General features: G+C 53.3%; 12 protein-coding genes. 5 read left to right on the top strand and 7 right to left on the bottom strand.

Going from position 1 to position 16,894, the window contains the following annotated elements; all coding sequences use genetic code 11:
* The first annotated feature begins 612 nt into the window (after window positions 1–612).
* From ACXAH0_RS02010 to ACXAH0_RS02020, 3 genes are read left to right on the top strand one after another with little or no spacing between them, the layout of a single operon-like run.
* Entirely contained in the window at window positions 613–1,371 is a 759-nt protein-coding gene (locus ACXAH0_RS02010; RefSeq protein WP_475188669.1) for a helix-turn-helix domain-containing protein, read from the top strand.
* On the top strand, window positions 1,368–1,829 hold the full coding sequence (locus tag ACXAH0_RS02015) for a plasmid mobilization protein (RefSeq protein ID WP_475188670.1): 462 nt from the start codon (window positions 1,368–1,370) through the stop codon (window positions 1,827–1,829). The genes ACXAH0_RS02010 and ACXAH0_RS02015 overlap by 4 nt, the downstream gene beginning before the upstream one ends.
* Window positions 1,819–3,441, top strand: a complete 1,623-nt coding sequence (locus ACXAH0_RS02020; RefSeq protein WP_475188673.1) for a relaxase family protein — start codon at window positions 1,819–1,821, stop codon at window positions 3,439–3,441. The genes ACXAH0_RS02015 and ACXAH0_RS02020 overlap by 11 nt, the downstream gene beginning before the upstream one ends.
* A gap of 421 nt (window positions 3,442–3,862) precedes the next feature.
* On the opposite strand, the gene ACXAH0_RS02025 is transcribed toward ACXAH0_RS02020, so the two are convergent.
* The 4 genes from ACXAH0_RS02025 to ACXAH0_RS02040 all read right to left on the bottom strand — a co-directional run bounded on the left by ACXAH0_RS02025 (window position 3,863) and on the right by ACXAH0_RS02040 (window position 12,026).
* A complete protein-coding gene (locus tag ACXAH0_RS02025; RefSeq protein WP_475188675.1) occupies window positions 3,863–5,986 on the bottom strand; it encodes a S8 family serine peptidase in 2,124 nt (707 codons plus the stop codon).
* 27 nt (window positions 5,987–6,013) lie between these two features.
* Window positions 6,014–7,543 carry a tyrosinase family protein gene (locus ACXAH0_RS02030; RefSeq protein WP_475188677.1) on the bottom strand — a complete coding sequence of 510 codons (1,530 nt, stop codon included), beginning with the start codon at window positions 7,541–7,543 and terminating at the stop codon, window positions 6,014–6,016.
* Window positions 7,544–7,611: 68 nt separating this feature from the next.
* Window positions 7,612–10,230, bottom strand: coding sequence for a hypothetical protein (locus ACXAH0_RS02035; RefSeq protein ID WP_475188679.1), 2,619 nt, complete (start codon window positions 10,228–10,230; stop codon window positions 7,612–7,614).
* 668 nt (window positions 10,231–10,898) lie between these two features.
* Window positions 10,899–12,026, bottom strand: coding sequence for a hypothetical protein (locus ACXAH0_RS02040; protein WP_475188681.1), 1,128 nt, complete (start codon window positions 12,024–12,026; stop codon window positions 10,899–10,901).
* Between the two features lie 284 nt (window positions 12,027–12,310).
* Between ACXAH0_RS02040 and ACXAH0_RS02045 the strand changes: the two genes are divergently transcribed.
* Window positions 12,311–12,523 (top strand): hypothetical protein, encoded by a 213-nt coding sequence (locus ACXAH0_RS02045; protein WP_475188683.1) that lies wholly within the window; start codon window positions 12,311–12,313, stop codon window positions 12,521–12,523.
* Here the strand turns inward: ACXAH0_RS02045 and ACXAH0_RS02050 are convergent.
* A complete protein-coding gene (locus ACXAH0_RS02050; RefSeq protein ID WP_475188684.1) occupies window positions 12,501–13,607 on the bottom strand; it encodes a hypothetical protein in 1,107 nt (368 codons plus the stop codon). The genes ACXAH0_RS02045 and ACXAH0_RS02050 overlap by 23 nt on opposite strands.
* Window positions 13,608–13,632: 25 nt before the next feature.
* Window positions 13,633–14,277 carry a hypothetical protein gene (locus ACXAH0_RS02055; protein WP_475188686.1) on the bottom strand — a complete coding sequence of 215 codons (645 nt, stop codon included), beginning with the start codon at window positions 14,275–14,277 and terminating at the stop codon, window positions 13,633–13,635.
* 477 nt (window positions 14,278–14,754) lie between these two features.
* Here ACXAH0_RS02055 and ACXAH0_RS02060 point away from each other — a divergent pair, with 477 nt between their 5' ends.
* Entirely contained in the window at window positions 14,755–15,741 is a 987-nt protein-coding gene (locus ACXAH0_RS02060) for a pentapeptide repeat-containing protein (protein ID WP_475188688.1), read from the top strand.
* A 176-nt stretch (window positions 15,742–15,917) separates the two neighbouring features.
* Here ACXAH0_RS02060 and ACXAH0_RS02065 read toward each other — a convergent pair whose 3' ends face one another.
* Complete coding sequence (locus tag ACXAH0_RS02065; protein WP_475188690.1) at window positions 15,918–16,550, bottom strand: tyrosine-type recombinase/integrase; 633 nt, start codon at window positions 16,548–16,550, stop codon at window positions 15,918–15,920.
* Window positions 16,551–16,894: the final 344 nt, after the last annotated feature.

The raw sequence follows: 16,894 nt of genomic DNA on the forward strand, positions 1-16,894 counted from the left end.
GCATTTTTTTGAATGCAACTTGTGTGTCGGGATGGATTGCTTACCGGAAACTGGCGTGTGAGTGTCAGCCAGGTGCGGCGCGCTTCTATCACATTAAATCTGAACGGCAAAGCGCAGAATTGCGGCAAAGCTCGGCTGCGGAAAAGCCAGCCACATGCTCTTTCAAAGTCCCAATGGTCTGTTATCCGCAGAACCCGGATCGCTTCATCGGCCGTGTCCGTCAATTAGGGCCCGGCCGACCGAAAAACGATGAATTTTCAAGGCGCAGTTCAATCCCCCAGTTTCAGCGGAACGGAAAATCTCCCACGTCCTCTTCACAACAAACCGATTGGGAAACAAGGAAAACGAAAGAAACCAACGACCCGTTCGGCACAAGGGTGTAACCCATGTGTCCAGTACGAACCGTGGCCGATGTCTTCGGATCGGACAGGAAAAAGAGAAAGTGGTGGGCCCGGAGGGCCTAACCAAACCGAAGAAGATCAATAACTTAGCGCAAGGTGGGACAAAACATCTGCCTAAAGGATTTCAATGGCTTAAAAAAGCCGTTGTCCCACCATTTTGCCGCTTTGCCTCACTCCAAATCGCTGACCAGGCGGGTCTCTGGAGGCACGCATGAGCGAGCGCCGTCCATTCCGGGAAGTGAAGCTTCAGTGGCTGCGTCTGCTGAGCTGTGATGCCAATATCAATGACAATGCCAAGTGCGTCGCGCTCTATATCGTGACCGCACATGTGAACGGCCACACCGAGAAGGCGTGGCCGTCCTACAAGACCATTGCCGAAGCAACCGGCAAGAGTGTCAAATCCATCCAGCGTGCCATCCGCGATCTGGAAGAAGGTGGCTGGCTTGGCGTTCAACGCGGGAATGGAGTCGGGCACAATACGGAGTATTGTCCTACCGACGCCTCGATCCTAAAGGCCTCTGAGCTCAGAGAAAAGACGGACAAATCTGTCCCCCTTAGCTCTTCTGAAGGCGGACAGATCTGTCCCAAAAGGCGGTCAGATATGTCCGGCAAAGGCGGTCAGATCTGTCCACCAAACAAAGAGAAAGAAATAAATAAAAAACCTAACGCGCGTGAGGCGCGCGCGAAGGCCGTCTCACGCCGCGCCATTCCCGTCGTCCACGTCCCGGTCAGTCACGCTCACATGATCCGGGAATGGAATGCCTGGCTTGAACGGAAGTCCCTACCAGACCTCGTTCGTTTCAATCTCAACTCAGCTTCGACTGGAATTGATGGGTATCGGCTTCCGGGACGATGGCCACCGGAAACAGGTTCGGACAAAGAACTGGATTGCCTCTCGTATTTCCTCAACAGGCTGCCCGATTGCACACGCCAAGCGGTCTCTCAAGCCGTCGAAAGGCGGGCGGCATGACTGCGGCGGATCTGACAAGAGCAAGGCGACCCGTGTCATACGACACGGGACCTTGCGAGGGGCGGCAGGCCTCCCCTTCGAACCCCTCCAGACCGCAAACGGCCCGTCTTAACGAGACGGTTGTTATGCGCTGTACGACGGAGGAAAAGAGACATCTCAAGCGCCGCGCTGCTGCGGACAAAATCTCCGTCGCAGAGCTGTTGCGCGGGGCGTTGGGGCAGATCAAAGCCCCGCGCCGCCGTGCCACGCCTAAGGTCGATCCGCAGCTCGTGACCGCGCTCAACCGCATCGGCACAAACCTGAACCAGATCGCCCGCGCCGTGAATGCCGCCCAGGCGGCTGGCGACATGCGCCAGCTCGATGGCCTGCAGCTGCTTGCCGAGCTGATCGGCATCGAGCGCCAGATGTCGACGCTCCTTGCCAGCCACACACGGCGGGACGCAGATCATGCTGATTAAGCTGTTCCGCAGTGGCAAGGGCGGCGGTGCGGCACCAGTCGATTATCTGATCGCCTCTCATGTGCTCGCCTATGACGGCAACCGCGACCTCATTCGCGACGACGACGGCGCCCCGCTGATGAAGAGCCGCGATCCGCTGCCGGAAGTGCTCGCGGGAGATCCGGACCACACCCGCGCGCTGATCGATGCCTGCCCCCACGCCTGGACGTACCGGGCGGGCGTGATCGGCTTCGATCAAAACGACCAGCCAACGGAAGAGCAGCAGCAGGCTGTCATGGATGCCTTCGACGAGCTCGCGTTCGCTGGTCTGGACCGCGACCAGGTTGACATGCTCTGGGTCCGGCACAGCCATGAAGGCCGCGTGGAGCTGCATTTCTGCACGCCCCGCATGGAGCTCACCTCCTGCAAGAGCCTGAACATCGCCCCACCCGGTTACCAGAAGGCGATGGATGCCCTGCGCGACATGCTCAACAAGGAGTATGGCTGGGCCGATCCGCAAGACCCCACCAGGTCACAGGACATAAAGCAGCTTCCGGAAAAGAAGCTTCGAGCCCAGGGCCGCGAGGACATCCAGAACTGGCTGGAAGACCTGATCGTTGCGGGCCGGATCTCATCCCGGCCGGACATGGTTGCCGCACTTGAGGACGCCGGCTTCGTACTGCCCCGCCAAGGCAAAACCTATCTCACAGTCAAAGACCCGGACAGCGAGACACGCTGGCGGCTCAAGGGAGACATTTTCCATGCAGATTGGACCAGAGAGAAGACCGCTCAGAGAGCGGCTGAGCGAGAGCCTCGAGCAGACGAACCAGGATCAGAACGCCTCGCTGCTCGAAGCCATTCAGACCTCAGAGACGAATATCGAGCGCATGTTGAAACGCGCAGGCTCTACAATGAGCAAAGATATCCGCACGTCCCAGGAGACGATGAGCGCGACGTTAGAAAGGCACTTGAAAGCGAGCGAGCAGCAGCTCTTTCAGTTGAAAACCAGCCTGGAGCAAAACGCGAGATTGGCCGCGAAGAACCGTTTTCTGAAACTGTCGGCGGCACTCCTGGTCTCAGCCGTCCTAACGCTGTGCGGGGTGTTGTTCCTGAACAACCAGCTGAGATGGGCCCTGGTCACCTCGGCATTCAATCAGGCGACCTATTCGGAATTTCCGGTCCTGATCTTCAACACCAAAACCGGCACCTATCAGCGCTGCCAGCGCACACCGGAACAGTTCTTCTGCCAAGAAACGAAGTAGTGCCACATGACCTATACAGATCCCCCTTCACCGAACCTGCCATCCCTACAAACCCTGACGCCGCTCGAGCGCGGGTTGCTGAGCTTGGTCGAACGCTTGACCAACGCCTTCGAACATTCGACTGCTCAGCTGGAGCACTTGGAAAAACGCTCGACCAGATTGCTGGAAGAACGGCTGATCGAGCTCGAGACGTTGCTCGACAAGTCCATCAGCTCGCAACGGGCTTTCAACGAGGCATTGCTCGACTTGCTCGGCGCGTCGGAATCCTCCGGCAGATCGGTGGACGAGTTATGCGAGGCACTGAGGGAACCCAGCAGCGTTCACAGCAAAGGGCGATGAAGACACCTCTCCACAAAGAAATAGAACGCTAACGTTGGGCAACGAGTTTCTGTTTGTAGAGCTCAAAGTTCAGTGACCAGAATGGGGCCGGAAGCAGACAGTCAGCTTCCACAAATGAATACAAACTACGCGACATTTGCACTTATAGGGCAGAAAGAAGCTTGCGCTTCTACGACCCACTTAGGTCACTAGTGGCATACGCGATGAACGACAGCTTTGAACCCAAACTAAAGCCCGATAAAAGAAACACCCATCTCCCAAACGCGCCATTTCATACCATTGACTAAATAGTACAGTCAGCGCTTTTTAATCAGGATCCAAAATTCATGAATAGCTCGATCGAAGTTGAGGCCTTCTAGTGCCGTGCTTAGACATCAATAGTCATAAGACGACAATACTATATCAAGACTACTGAAGATCTCGCGCAAGCTTGAATTTTCGATGATTCCCACACTACTCTGTTGAGACTACCAGGGCATAGGACTGTGGGGCCAATGGAAGATCCGTTCCCTCAACGATCACCGTCCAATTTCCAGCCTCTGGTGCTTTGACATCGATTACCTCGACGACGTTAAGTGAATCTTTGCCGCGTTTAGCTGGGCTTCGCGGCGCGCTTGGGTCCAGTAGCCACGGCGAGATCCGAGTCCCAGACGGTGAGACGACTACGACGTCAAGGTCGTTGACTAGTGCTGTGGCTTTACCGACCGCGCTCGGCGGATCATCCCAAACAAGCGTTGCCCTCAGATGGCCTGTTCCTGAGGCAACGCTAATCGTTTGGCTCTCTTGAGTTCCACTGTCTGCGATTATGCCTTCTGATACGTGCCTATCAGAGAGTAATTTCAACGCGGCTGCAGCATCGATCAACCCGTAACCGGTCTGAAAATCCGGCCCTAGGTTGCCAAGATCCTCAGCACTATGGAGCAAAACCGCCTTGTAGGTTGCTGGGAGAGCCAAATCTCCTCTGAGCAGGGATGCTTTGTGGCTACCCTTGCCCAGATACTCCATCAGGATAGCGATTACGCCTGAGACTGCAGGTGCCGCGAACGACGTACCACAGGCTCCGCTCGGTAAGAGACCGTAACGGTTGGGTGGAAGCGTCGAGGTGATGCCACCATCACCGGCACGCTCGCAACCCGGTGCCACAATTTCTGGCTTGAGGCGGCCGTCATCGGTCGGGCCAAAATTCGTGAAGCGTGTCACAGCGCGATCATCGGAGTTTATCGCGCCTACGACAATGACATTTTTCGCTGTCGATGGAGATGGAACGACGTAATAATTTGCATAATCCGGCGCGCCATCAAAAGCATCGCAACCACATCCGTTTCCACATACTTGCATTTTGTTTCGATTGTTACCGATTGCAAATATGATCGGTAGCTTGTTTTCCGAAACAATCCGGTCATAGGCAGCCGCTTCTGCAGTGTAGTCACCAAGCCGGATGCACACAATGCCTGGATCATACCCCCAAGAATTGTTGGCAATGCGTATCCTATGATCTTTAATCGCAGCAATGTGTTTGTCGTGCGGTTCGTCAAAAAAGTCATATGAAAACAAGTGGGCATTCGGCGCAACGCCACGATAGCGTGTCGCACCGTGAAAGGCTGGCGTTGAGGCAGTGATTGTGTCTTCCGTACCGTCGCCCGCCAGCGTACCAGCCACATGTGTGCCGTGTGCACTTACGGCAGACTGGGATTCCCCGATGGTCAGTCGATTCTTAAACCCGGGGTGCTGGTCCGACACGATGCCCCCGTCGAAGATCCCAATACGAACATTATCTCCAGTGAGTTTAAGTTCGTCGAAGACATGCGTTCCAAGACGCTTCCGAAGGCCGTCGTTGTAAGTTGTTGGCGCGGGGGGGGCGATTGAGATGAGTTCGACTTCACGCAGACGCCGAAGGGACGCAACTGCCTGCGGAGTGGTAAGGAGCGTGATCGTCGATGCCGTGATGCTGCGGCTTAGGACTTTCAAACCCATTCTTTGAAGAGCACCCTCGACAAGAACAACATCAACATCGGAGAAGATCTTGAGCTGAAGGGCGACGCTCTCATCACTAGGAAGGTCAGGCAGAATTGATTGAGCGGTTTCGTCGATTTTGAACGTCTTGTAACGCTCCGTGAGACTGTCAATTGATTCTAGACGAATGCCATCCGCTCCTACCACCTCCGAGAACACCTTAGGTGTCAAGGGCAAAGGTGCGTTTGACCGCGTTGCATAGTAGCTGCGATTGCCGATGTAGTCGCCGAGGAAGATGCCCCTTTCGCGCAGAGCATCTCGTTCTGCCAACGATGGCGTCTTCTCGAACTGGACCACAACACGCTCTTTCGTGGGTCTCGGACCTGCCTGATCCTTCGCTAAGGTTTCGAACACGCCTTTCGGCTGTATTTGACCTTCGGTTCCAACAAAAGAATTACGATTTCCAAAAATAGATGGCTGGAACTCCGACATTAGACTTTTTTCCAGAAAAATTGGACCTGAGCGCAGTTTGATCTGCGCGTCAAGGGAAGAGTTCTCTTGCGCTGCCGCACTTCCCGCGGCAAGACAACTGCAAAGAATCAGCGGAAATATCTTCTTTATCATTGTTGTTGTCCTTGTGGACGGAACAGACTATTCCGAGAACAGTTGGATTGACCCGATCGTAGGGCGGGCGTCATTTGGAACGTTTCCCCGAATAGAAGCAAAGCTGACACGCAGTTCTCTCAATCCTCCGGCCGTTGTAAGCCGCCTTACCGCATCAGTCACGTCAATGCGAACCACGGCTTCATTCGACCTATGATGACCAACGCTGCTGTGTGGTGTTACGAAAAAATTGATCACGGTAAGGAAGCTCTCGCTTTCCGGCGAAGCCTTCTCAGTTTCCGGCAGGTTCAGAAAGACCATGAAGTTATCTTGTGGCCCGGTTTCGAAGCTAAGCTCGGACAGCACAAGGACGTAGCGGGCATCGTCGGCTGCAGCTGTTACTGGGACAGAGGAGGAGATCTCCAGTGGCACGGAGACTGTATCCGCACTCAATTCCAAGCCTTCACCACGAGCGATTTCATTAGCTATGCCACCACCGTCTCCAAAGGTTCGGGGTGCCTGCTCCACCGCGGCTCCTCCGCCGGCGACAACCAATGGCGTCACCGTTTCAAGCGTATCATATACATAGCCACGTCCTAGAATATCGCTCGCCTTCAAGACCTGGGCAGTGCTCAATACCTGCAACTCGCCAGCGGTGTCGATAAACGTGTGTTCTTTGTGAAGCCAGTCCGTTGCTCCTGTTGGTTCTGCGTTTGAAGGAGATGTAACCCAACTGCTCCAAAGGCGATCGATGTTACCGTGATGGGCAAAAAAGATCGGATCGCGTGCAGCCATCTCGAAGAAGCCCATCCCCCGGACCCCGCCGACGAACACATGCACATTGCCATGAGGCCCGCTCTCGAGCGACGGGGAGAACCCGCCTGATACGGTGAACTCACATGAAGGCTCTAGGGATTGATCGAAACAGCGTTCCAAGAGGCTGTTGTGAGAAACCTCGGCACTAATCAGTTCGGTTGGTGCGTTGCCGTTCACATCCAGATTGCGCTGATTCCAGTATAGCGCATTAGACGTTCCGCCAATAGTTTCCGCCCTGAAGGCCGCGGGCAATGCACGGTCCCGGTGCCAATCCCAGTAAGGCACAGTCACCGTGTTATCCTGAATGGCATCTTGCAGGATACGCTCAAACAGGAACAAGTAGACGCGGTGCCAGGGCAAAAAGTCTGGGCCGCCATGGGGGCAGGTACCCCAAGTCGATTCCGCCATATGGCGACGAGCTTGTCTCTCCAACGACGATAACTCCGTCAGGATCGGGCCACTTTCAAACACCCGCGCGAACTCCGCTTCTGCAGTCGGCGCATTCACTGTCAGGAATTGACCGGGCCAGCCATGGATGTTTGCCTGCCAAATCCAACTCGTTGGATCATGATCGGCCCTTTCCTTGATATTGGCGACCGCCGCACGATATCGCGCGACGGCTTCCTGGGCCTCAGGACTGCTTCCAGTAACCGAATATCGCACAGCAGGTGCGGCGGTTTGTGCGTGAACCTGGCCTTCAATCCAAGTAGGCAATGTAGTTGCCGCAAAGAGTTTCATCAAATCTCGACGTGAAATCGCCATCACAACCTCACATTTACGCAACGTTCTTTTAAAACTAATGTGTCGTTGTTAAACTAGTGGATTACTGCTTACTCTATTTCATTTATCAGCTCTATTAGTCGGTTCGCTTCTGCTGGCTCGTGTCTCAACAAGTCATGGCCTTGTGGCATGATTCCGAATTGCACGAAACTGCCGATGAATCCGGATTGATTGATCACGGCTTGCTTGTCGAAAACGCTGTATGCAACAGAGCTATGACACCGGTAACAGTGCCGATTCAGAAGTGACAACAACTCGGCATCGTCGGGCGTATTTGACCAGACCTCACCACCTGTATCCAGCGCACGTGTGACCGGCGCGAAATGCTCTGACGAACCGGCGTGGATATCGATCCATTTAGTTGCGCCAAGGGTTTGGAGGCTCGCCTCGCCGCCAATCGAAGAGTCGGTAGCCGTGTTTTGCGCCTGGATCTCCACATTCAGTGTGCGAATGATGTCAAACGCAGCTCCGTAGATTGGCTTTGTAGGATCAACGCCTCCATCAAACAGCACACCAGACAACGTTCCCGCAGTTTCGTAGTATTCGCCGCTCTGCACTCGATCCCACCAATGATCTGTGTCTAGGAAGTTCAACTTAGCCGCAGGGTATGTCAGCCCTGCTGGCGTGGAGACTCCACTGCCACCGCCATGACATTGCGCGCACGACTTTGGGACAAAGTATTTACCGTCGGTGCCCGGATTGCCAATCGGCATGTCAAAGATTGCAGACAGGAAATACTTCGACGGGTATCCTTCGGCCTTTTCGCCATAAACAATCCAATACAGGCTGTCATCATGATTGGGGCTTGCCGGATCGACCGTCAACATTACCTGGCTGTTTTTCGATGCCCGTTCATCTCCGTCATCGCGCAATGGGAACGGGTTTGGGTCATCCTGCGCACGTGCATAGTTAAACAGAACATACGCCGATTGCACGCCAACGGCTTTGGCGCCAGATCCTTGGCGCGGTGCGAGTCGCACTAGCTTACGCCAGCCGCTCCCATATGGCGGTGCAGCAGAGATATCGACGATTTTCGGCGCGATGAAACGCGACGACAGGATGTTTGCAGCGGCGAAATCATCGACATCGAAGTTGGCCAAGAATATCTCGCGGTTATCCTCGGAAACCGTTGCAGCTAAGGCATCGAAGCCAGCAGTGTCGCGCACGTGCAGAACATCAGGCGCGATATACTCAAGATCGTCCGCACTGAGACCAGCATAACCAAGCCAGTCCAAAAGACCATTCATCGAGGAACCGTCAACCTGAAAGCCTAGTTTCGACGATATCCTTGAGTAATAGGCAATCGCCTCCCTCTCTAAGCCTTGGTCTACGGCCACAACAGGGTCAGAAGCGACTGCCGAAATAGGCGTCAATCCGATCTGGTTGCGCAGTTTGACGTTCTCTTGCGTTAACGCCCGGATCAGCAAATCCTTGTCACCGAGCACAAGACTATTAGCGTCACTTGCTGGGGCAATCACTGTTGCCGAGACGAAATTGCCTGGGTCTGTATTCTGTTCCAGCATCGCGACCGCAGAAACCGGTTCGGCATCCGCTTCGAACCAGAAGTTAAAGGCCTCGCCCCAGCGAAGCGCATTGCCCTTCGGGTCTTCCGGTGCCTCTTGCATCGTCCAGGTAATTGAGCCTGCCTCCTGCTTCGCTTCCCAAGGCTTACTGGACAGGTCGCTCTCAACGTGCTTGGGCGGACTATAAAACCCGGAATTGTTGACCGTAAGGCTGCCGATTGGCACACTAAAGCTGCGTAGATTGCGCGCACTCGTCAAGTTGTGAACAACATACTCATATCGGTAGCGACCATTACCTAGCGGAATGCTTCTAAAGCCGACGCTCACTCGTCCAGTGAGATTTTCAACGCCATCCGCTGTCTCCTCAGGCGTATCTAAGTCCGAGATCTCCGCGTCCCGCCAAGCCTTGATCGCAGGCATCCGCCTGATAGTGCCACCCACCGGCCGGAACACCAAACTACCATTGCGAGCGTCGATGAAGTACTCGCGATAGGAGGCATTGTTCTTGCCGTTACCAGCTATTGCATCATCTGCGGCGACATATTGAGACTCAATGAAGTACCGCGCGCCGTTCTCTGTTTCTTCTAGATCGGAGCGGCGAACCTGAAGACCATGCTCAATTCCTAAAGGATGGGCATGCCCATGATTAATATGGTCTGTTACACCCTCGAAATAGCCAGTCAGTGGATTGATACGCAGTGGGGAACCAAGTCGCGGACCTCGATTAATGCTACCGCTATACGGATCCGCACAACCGACACCCAACTGACTACCGGTGGAACTCGGCGTACAAGTATTGTGTGGGAAGTCGGGATCTCTCGCTTTCGTGCATACATCGCCAAGCTGTAGGGCAGTGAAACCATGTTTCACCCAAGAACGACCCAGTTGTTGGAAACGGCCACCCTGCTCACGGAAAATGCTCAGTGCAATGACCGGATGGCGATTGTCCGGAAGCGCGTACCAGTTGAGTTGCGCCGTGCCAGCATTACACGAAACAGTGTCGAAAGTTAGTGCGACAGTACCGTCATGCTCTGCGTAAACTTGGGGATTTTGCACCTCTCCGACGATGACATCGGGCACCTGTGCTGACCCAGCAATAGGAACGAGGCCAAAAATAACTATCGCAATTGCTCTAACATGCTTCATCTCAAGCAACCTTCAGTATATTTTAAACAAATTCCTACCTTAAGTAGAGGCAGGGATTGTATTAATTGTCAAGTAGTGGTGTGCTTATGAAGTGGGAAAATTTTGACGCGCGTTTGTATTGAAGAACTTACAGCTGCGTAAGGCCCCAACGACAAGCGCGTCGTGGTCGCCAATTTACGTAGAGCCTTGAGATGACGTAGCTTCAAAATTTTGCTACTTACTTTGAGGTGGCTATCTAAGCGAGCTACAAGCGTTAACCCCAGTCTCGTAAGTAACTCGAAAGCAAGTAAGATGGACCTTGGACACGATCCTATCCCAGCTCAACTCGGAGTCCTTCGGTTCACTTTTCGCCACATGCCACCTGTGTTTGCGCTACCATTTGGATTGCGAATTCGCCGGACGTCGGATTCCTGAGGTAATGAATGTGGTTATTTTCGGTAGTATTCATTGTGACATCTAGTAATGTGGGTGCATGCTTCTACGAGTGATGAGAACAACAATTCATTGAGCTGCTCATATTTCAATCTAGCATTGAAATTCCAAGAAACCGTTTTGTATCTGCGGCATACTTCGATCCATCCACCTCCACAAGCGAACAATTCAACGGGTTTCCTCGCCATAGGCACATGGCCCTGCAGACTTTTTAAGGTTTGAATTTGACAGAAAGCCTAAAACGCAGGCCCCTCATTATCAGCGGGCAATGGGCTAGGCGCAATCGTAATCGTATCCGTACTGGAAGAAAAAGTACTTGCGCCACTCCTCATGGGAATATTGCGAGCACTTTCTTGAAGTTTTTTGAAAAGCTCGTCTCGCTTCTCATCCGAGAAAGGCCCCTCCTCGCACAATTGGTCAATACCATTGCCTGTGCAATAAATGAGTCGCTTATCGCTGTCCGTGTTTCCACGCGCTGTGGGAAGTTTGAAATTGAGAACGTAAGTCCCAGTCCTCGTTCTAGAAGCATCAACATTGGGGATGATGTTAATTGTGTACGGTGCGGCAGGATAAGTGGTCGCGCCAACATCTACCCCAACTGTTTTTGTGATAGTGAAAGTAAGTGTCGTGTCAATGCTCTTCATATTAAAAGTCTTTGTCTCCGCGCCAGCGGCCGCGTCGACGGTATTAACAAAATGGGAAACCAATGAATCAGCTATATCGTTCTCAGAAAACCGAACTTTTAGATTTTGACACTGTGGGTCATTGGCCCGTTCTACGTCAGGAATAATCGAAAAGGTAAGTTTGTCCTGTCGTTTTGTCGTTCGGCCCAATTCACCGTTCAGCCCGGGACCTAAAGTACTGGGACTGCCGTTTGCGGCGGTAGGCAAACCAGCGAGAAAAATGGACGAATTTACACTAGCGCTATTTGAGAGTTTTGTTTCCACCGTTCCTGAAAAACTGCCATTTCCACCTTGGTAGCTAAAACTCTTTGCGACTTTGTTCTTAGGATAGACGTTTGTTTTTAGATGCTCAACTTTACGGTAACCCTCGGATATTTGACAAGTTACGGCTTGCAATACATCGCTGCTTTTTACTTCATCGCCTATGAAAACTGGTGAGGCATAGAGACCGGGGATGTTTGAAATAGGGAGCGCCGCACACCCACCTGCAAGCCCTGACAAAAGAAAAGAAGGTAAGAAATTTATACAGTTACGCATATTTACGCCCGCCCCAAAAAACAGTTGAGGGTAAAGATTACTCAATAGGAAAAAAAACACAACCAAGGATTGATTTAGAGCACGAGGAAAATTTGAGAATATCGCTGATGGTATTCGAGCCTCGAAAACCAGACACTGGCTCACCAAGCTCCCAACCAGGCCACAAAGGCTGAACTGAATGGGAGCGATATGAGCGCCTCTGGCGAAGACATTCACTGTATTTTTTGCATAGCATTAACGACAGTATCGGGTTCGGCCAGATTATAGGCAGTTTCTAGTTGCGCTCGAGTTGATAGTGCCCGAATGTTCTGTTCAATATCGCTTCCCGATTTACTCGCACCTGAACGAACGACCGCTTTCGGGAGTGCACACCGAGCTAGTAAACGTCCAAAACGGGGACGCTTAACCGACACTATGTCGAGAATCTGATGGACGGCTCGGCGACCCTGATCATCAACCCGGATCTAGACGAGATCGACTTTCTAGTGACCGCGACAGAACTCGGCATCTCGATGACGATCGCCACGCTCCTCGTCATGAAGATCAAAGAAAAGACCGACGTCTGGGATGAATTTCAGATGCTGTTGCATCGAGACTGGACCATTACAGCAATGAAGCCTACGCCCTCACGAGTTCATTGAGCCACTCGCTGAGCAAAACCTTCGATTCCAAAAACATCCCGCAAAAGCTGAATAACGACACAAATGGAGTCCGTTCAATACGGAATAGGTGCGTTCGAAAGCTCGCATCCTGGACTTTGCCGTTCTGCAGACTCTGAGCGAAGCGCTTTTCCCGGTCATCTCCCTCATAGACATTGATAGCCAAGTCGAGGTGCTGCATTTCTACCTGGCCAAGCGGCGTAAACGCTGGGTCGCGAGTGTCGAGATGGATGCAGCGGGCGATCATTAATCCGCTGGGATCGTCTGGCCGCGGTAGTTCTTCGATGATCATCGTCAGGTAGTCGTCCTCACGGCGTTCAACACGAACCTCAAGCCGCCGTACGTTCTTCACATGATAGTCCCAGTATTCCGCATGTCCCTCGGATGGTGGACGGTTCAACAGATGGTATGCAGCGAAATCATTCATGCCTTTGCGAAGGCTGAAATCCTCTAGCCATCGCGGGTTTGCAGGCACCAGCGTCGCTTCAGTCAACAACTGCAGCGGCTGTGTCGCGGAGTAATATCCTGCGTCGAGCCGAACAAAGGCCGGCGCAGTTGGCCATTCGTTCTGCGCCCAGTTTACGATACCCGGGCTGAGATAAGGGCAGAGTTTCGTAAAGCCGTTTCCAGCTCGATAGATCTCGCTACCACTGACGGAGCCCACCGCGCTGACCTCAATCAGTTCAAAATCCTGGCTCCCGCTCGCCCGACGTCGGATCTTGTCAAAAAGCCCAGGGACGCTCTGGAAGAGGCGCTGACCACTATCATAGCGCTCACACAGTCTCTTGACCTCGCGACGCTTCCACTCATGCTCGATCTCGAACGTCATCGCGAAGGCCGCAAGACGCTCTCGACGGGTTCGATCAGCGAAGAAGCCGGTCGCCAAATAGCCACTTAGCCCATTCTCGTCCTCGGACGTCAAAATGCTTTCGCGAAACGCAAGCAACGGCGCAACCAACGCGGCGTGCGAGCCCGGATTCTCGACCAACTCATGGACCGCGACGTTCGCCTCCTTGGCGATCTTGGCTAAGTACCCGAGCTTCTCGAAATATTCGTCGATCTCCACCAGAAATCCTTCCCCCAAATCCGGTCTACCCTCTTATCGCGAACACTTTGCGCGTTCCCGAGACCTTGCCCTCCTCATCCATGTATCCGTCGGAAGTCCACCGGACTTCATCTTCCAGGAACGCGTCGAAAATCCGCGCGATCTCGGGCGGTGAAAAATGAAAGAGCTGTGTCTTGCTCTGCGTGTCCGACGCGATCAGCAGGCCGTCCGGCAAATAGGCGCTTCCGGAAAGGACGCCGATAACGCGCGCATGCAGCATCTTATCCGAGATCATTTTTGGCGTTCGTTTTTCGAGACGCCGCAACGTCATATTATAGTTGTTGAAGATCTCGCTTGCCGTGCGGCTTACGAATGGCTCTCGCCATTCCACATCCTTCTTGACGTCGATCTCATGAACTTCCAGCACCGTTGCGCGAAAGCGATCCGTCACCAGACGACATTCGATCAGCCGTCTCATGCACACGGCGGCAACTCCAACCGCTCTTTCCAACATGTGATAGGGATTTTGCTCGGTGTCCGCCTCCGTCAGCGCCTCTCCAAGATGCAGAACTATTCTTCGGCGCTGCTCGGCGAGCTCGTTCTTCCACGTGTAGGACTGCCACTCCGAAGAGCTTATGCTTCCCAATTTGCACGCTTCATCGATCCGAGCTTCTATATCCTCGTCCGGCATCGCCACTTCCGTTCGCTCATCTATGCTACTCTTCACCCTATCATGATCCGCGGATCGCGGTATTGCGCCGGGACCAGCGGTTGATCCTCTGGGGCGCGGTGATCGGGAAGGGGTGTTAAGCCAGACTAAGGCGATGTCCGCTTTCGCGCAGTGGCAAAGGGCGGTCGAACGTCTGAATTGGGAACGCAATGCTGCGAGACCCGGCAATCAACACCAGAAAAGCCAGTGACTCTGTAATGGCCAAAGAGGTCAGAATGGGAGAAAATGTAGTTAAAGCACCTCTCAATCTGCATATGAACACTAGGCGAACTTGCCACACATTGCCCGTTCTGGTTTCATTGAAAGATTGCTATTTTTCCTTTGCGAGAGGTCCAGATGCCACCGTCTATCAGCCACCCTCCGGTTAGGCACCGCCTGCGAAGCAAATCCATTGGGTCTCTCAAGGACGAAATTGTTCACGCGCTTCAAGAGGATCGCATGAAAAATATCACCCCATTTTCTCTCAGGGATGAAATTGTTCATGCACTGCAAGAAGACCGACGGTTGGAACAGCGACAGATTGGTGCGCTCCGCAGGTTTGCGGCAAGACTGCGGAGCTCCTGGTTTGTTGTAACTCTAGAAGCGCTTGGTCTTATAGGATTGATTTTCGCAGCGTTTCTGTTCCTGTTCGAGCTGAAGGACCGTCAGGACGAGCGCACGGCCCGTGCTTGGCAGCTCTTGACCACCCAAGCCCCAGGAAACAGCGGGAAGGTGGCCGCAATGGAGTATTTAAACAGCCAGGAGGGCTGTCTGCCGACGGGGGTCAGTTTGCCAATCTACGGCAAGTGTTGGAAAAAACGCGAAAGCTTGCGTGGAATTAACCTGAATGTCCCAGACCAGGAAGGTGCCTATTTGTGGTTTCTGCGGGCGGAAGGAGCATTGTTGAACCGCTCCGACCTCACCAAGGCTCAGCTGATACAGGCCAACCTGTCCCACGTAACAGCTTATAACGCTTTCTGGAACCAAGCCCTGCTTGACGACGCTGTTCTTGCAAATTCCCTTTTCTGGGACACGGAATTCCGCGATACACGGTTGTGGGGTGCAATTTTTGACGGCAGTTGTCTGTCCAAGGCGGATTTCAACCAAGCTAATGTTACAAACAATTATGAATACTACACTCCGACGTCCTTCCGAAACGCGGCATTCTATAAAGCTGATTTTACTGACGGATACTTCGTCGGCGCTGATTTTTCGGGCGCCATATTGCACAATGTCAATGTTTCAGGAGCTAATTTCAAAAACGTCAAAACAGATGAGAACACGTCTATTGACGGCCTTTGGGCAATTGAAACCAACATGCCGGAACATCTACCCGACGAAATGAAAGAAAAATTGATTATCAAGTCCGAACTCAAATTTGAATCCGGCATAGACAGGCCAAAACTCTGCGTCGAAATGGATCGGACTGCCACGAGACAAAATTAGGCTATCGAAGAACCGCAGGGGCCGCGTTGCAGAACTTTGATTTGATTGCGACAAAGGCAGGTTTTGGTTACTAACCACGACCTTCCAAACGTCCGAAATGGAAACGCGAAGCGGCGCAGCAGCATTGCTAACTTGAAGGCGATGTACGGCCCCGCCTTGTGCGGGGCCGCTCTCCATCAAATCTCAGTGTGTTCGGCCAATTCCAAGGCGTCTTCGATATCGACGCCAAGGTAACGGACAGTGTTTTCGATCTTGCTGTGACCGAGCAGGATTTGGATCGCTCGGAGGTTTCCAGTCGCTTTGTAGATCATCGCTGCCTTTGTTCTGCGCAATGAGTGGGTGCCGTAATCTTCTCGTCGAAGACCAATTGCAGTGACCCACTCATCGACTAATCGAGCATACTGCCGGGTACTGAGGTGACCGGCAGGATCAATACGGCTGGGGAATGCATAGTCATCGACTGTCCCACCCCTCCGCTCCAGCCATGCGAGCAAGCTGGCCCTTACATCCGCAGTGATCTCAAACTGAACCGGGCGACCAGTTTTCTGCTGGACGACCGTGGCGCGCGCGCGAATTGCTGGTCCACTGACCAGCGTTCCGATTTTCAACTTCACCAGATCGCAACCGCGCAACTTGCTGTCGATTGCGAGATCGAAAAGCGCCCGGTCACGCATCCGTCCCTCCCTATCGAGGAAAAAGCGGATCGCCCAAATTTGGCGCTGCTTGAGAGGCTTCTTGACGCCGACCATCCGACCGGCATTCCATGCTGGCCTGCCGAGCGCAGCAGGATCGTATTGTGCAATTCCCATTTCCAAACTCCTTCGACCAGAATTGGCCGTTGGAAGGATACGTGAGCGCAGCGAACGAGGGGGTAGGGAAGGGACCGTCCGGGCCTCGCAGTTGGATCGGCAAAGCGGAAATCGCAGATGCACACTGGTCCTGGGACTGTCGGCCCTAACCGGTCATTCGTCAGCGAGCACATCCTGCATGTCCGCGACACATTGCTGCCGTTACAAAAGCATAGCAGAACCAACTTGACCAATCGTTCTTAGGGGGGGTATTCGATTGAAACCCACTCTTACGCTGGACAAGAGAAATCCATGAAACTTATCCGTTAGCGAAGATTGAAGCGTCTTCATCGTCGACCGGTTGA

This window comes from Roseibium sp. AWQ4_290, assembly GCF_056160985.1.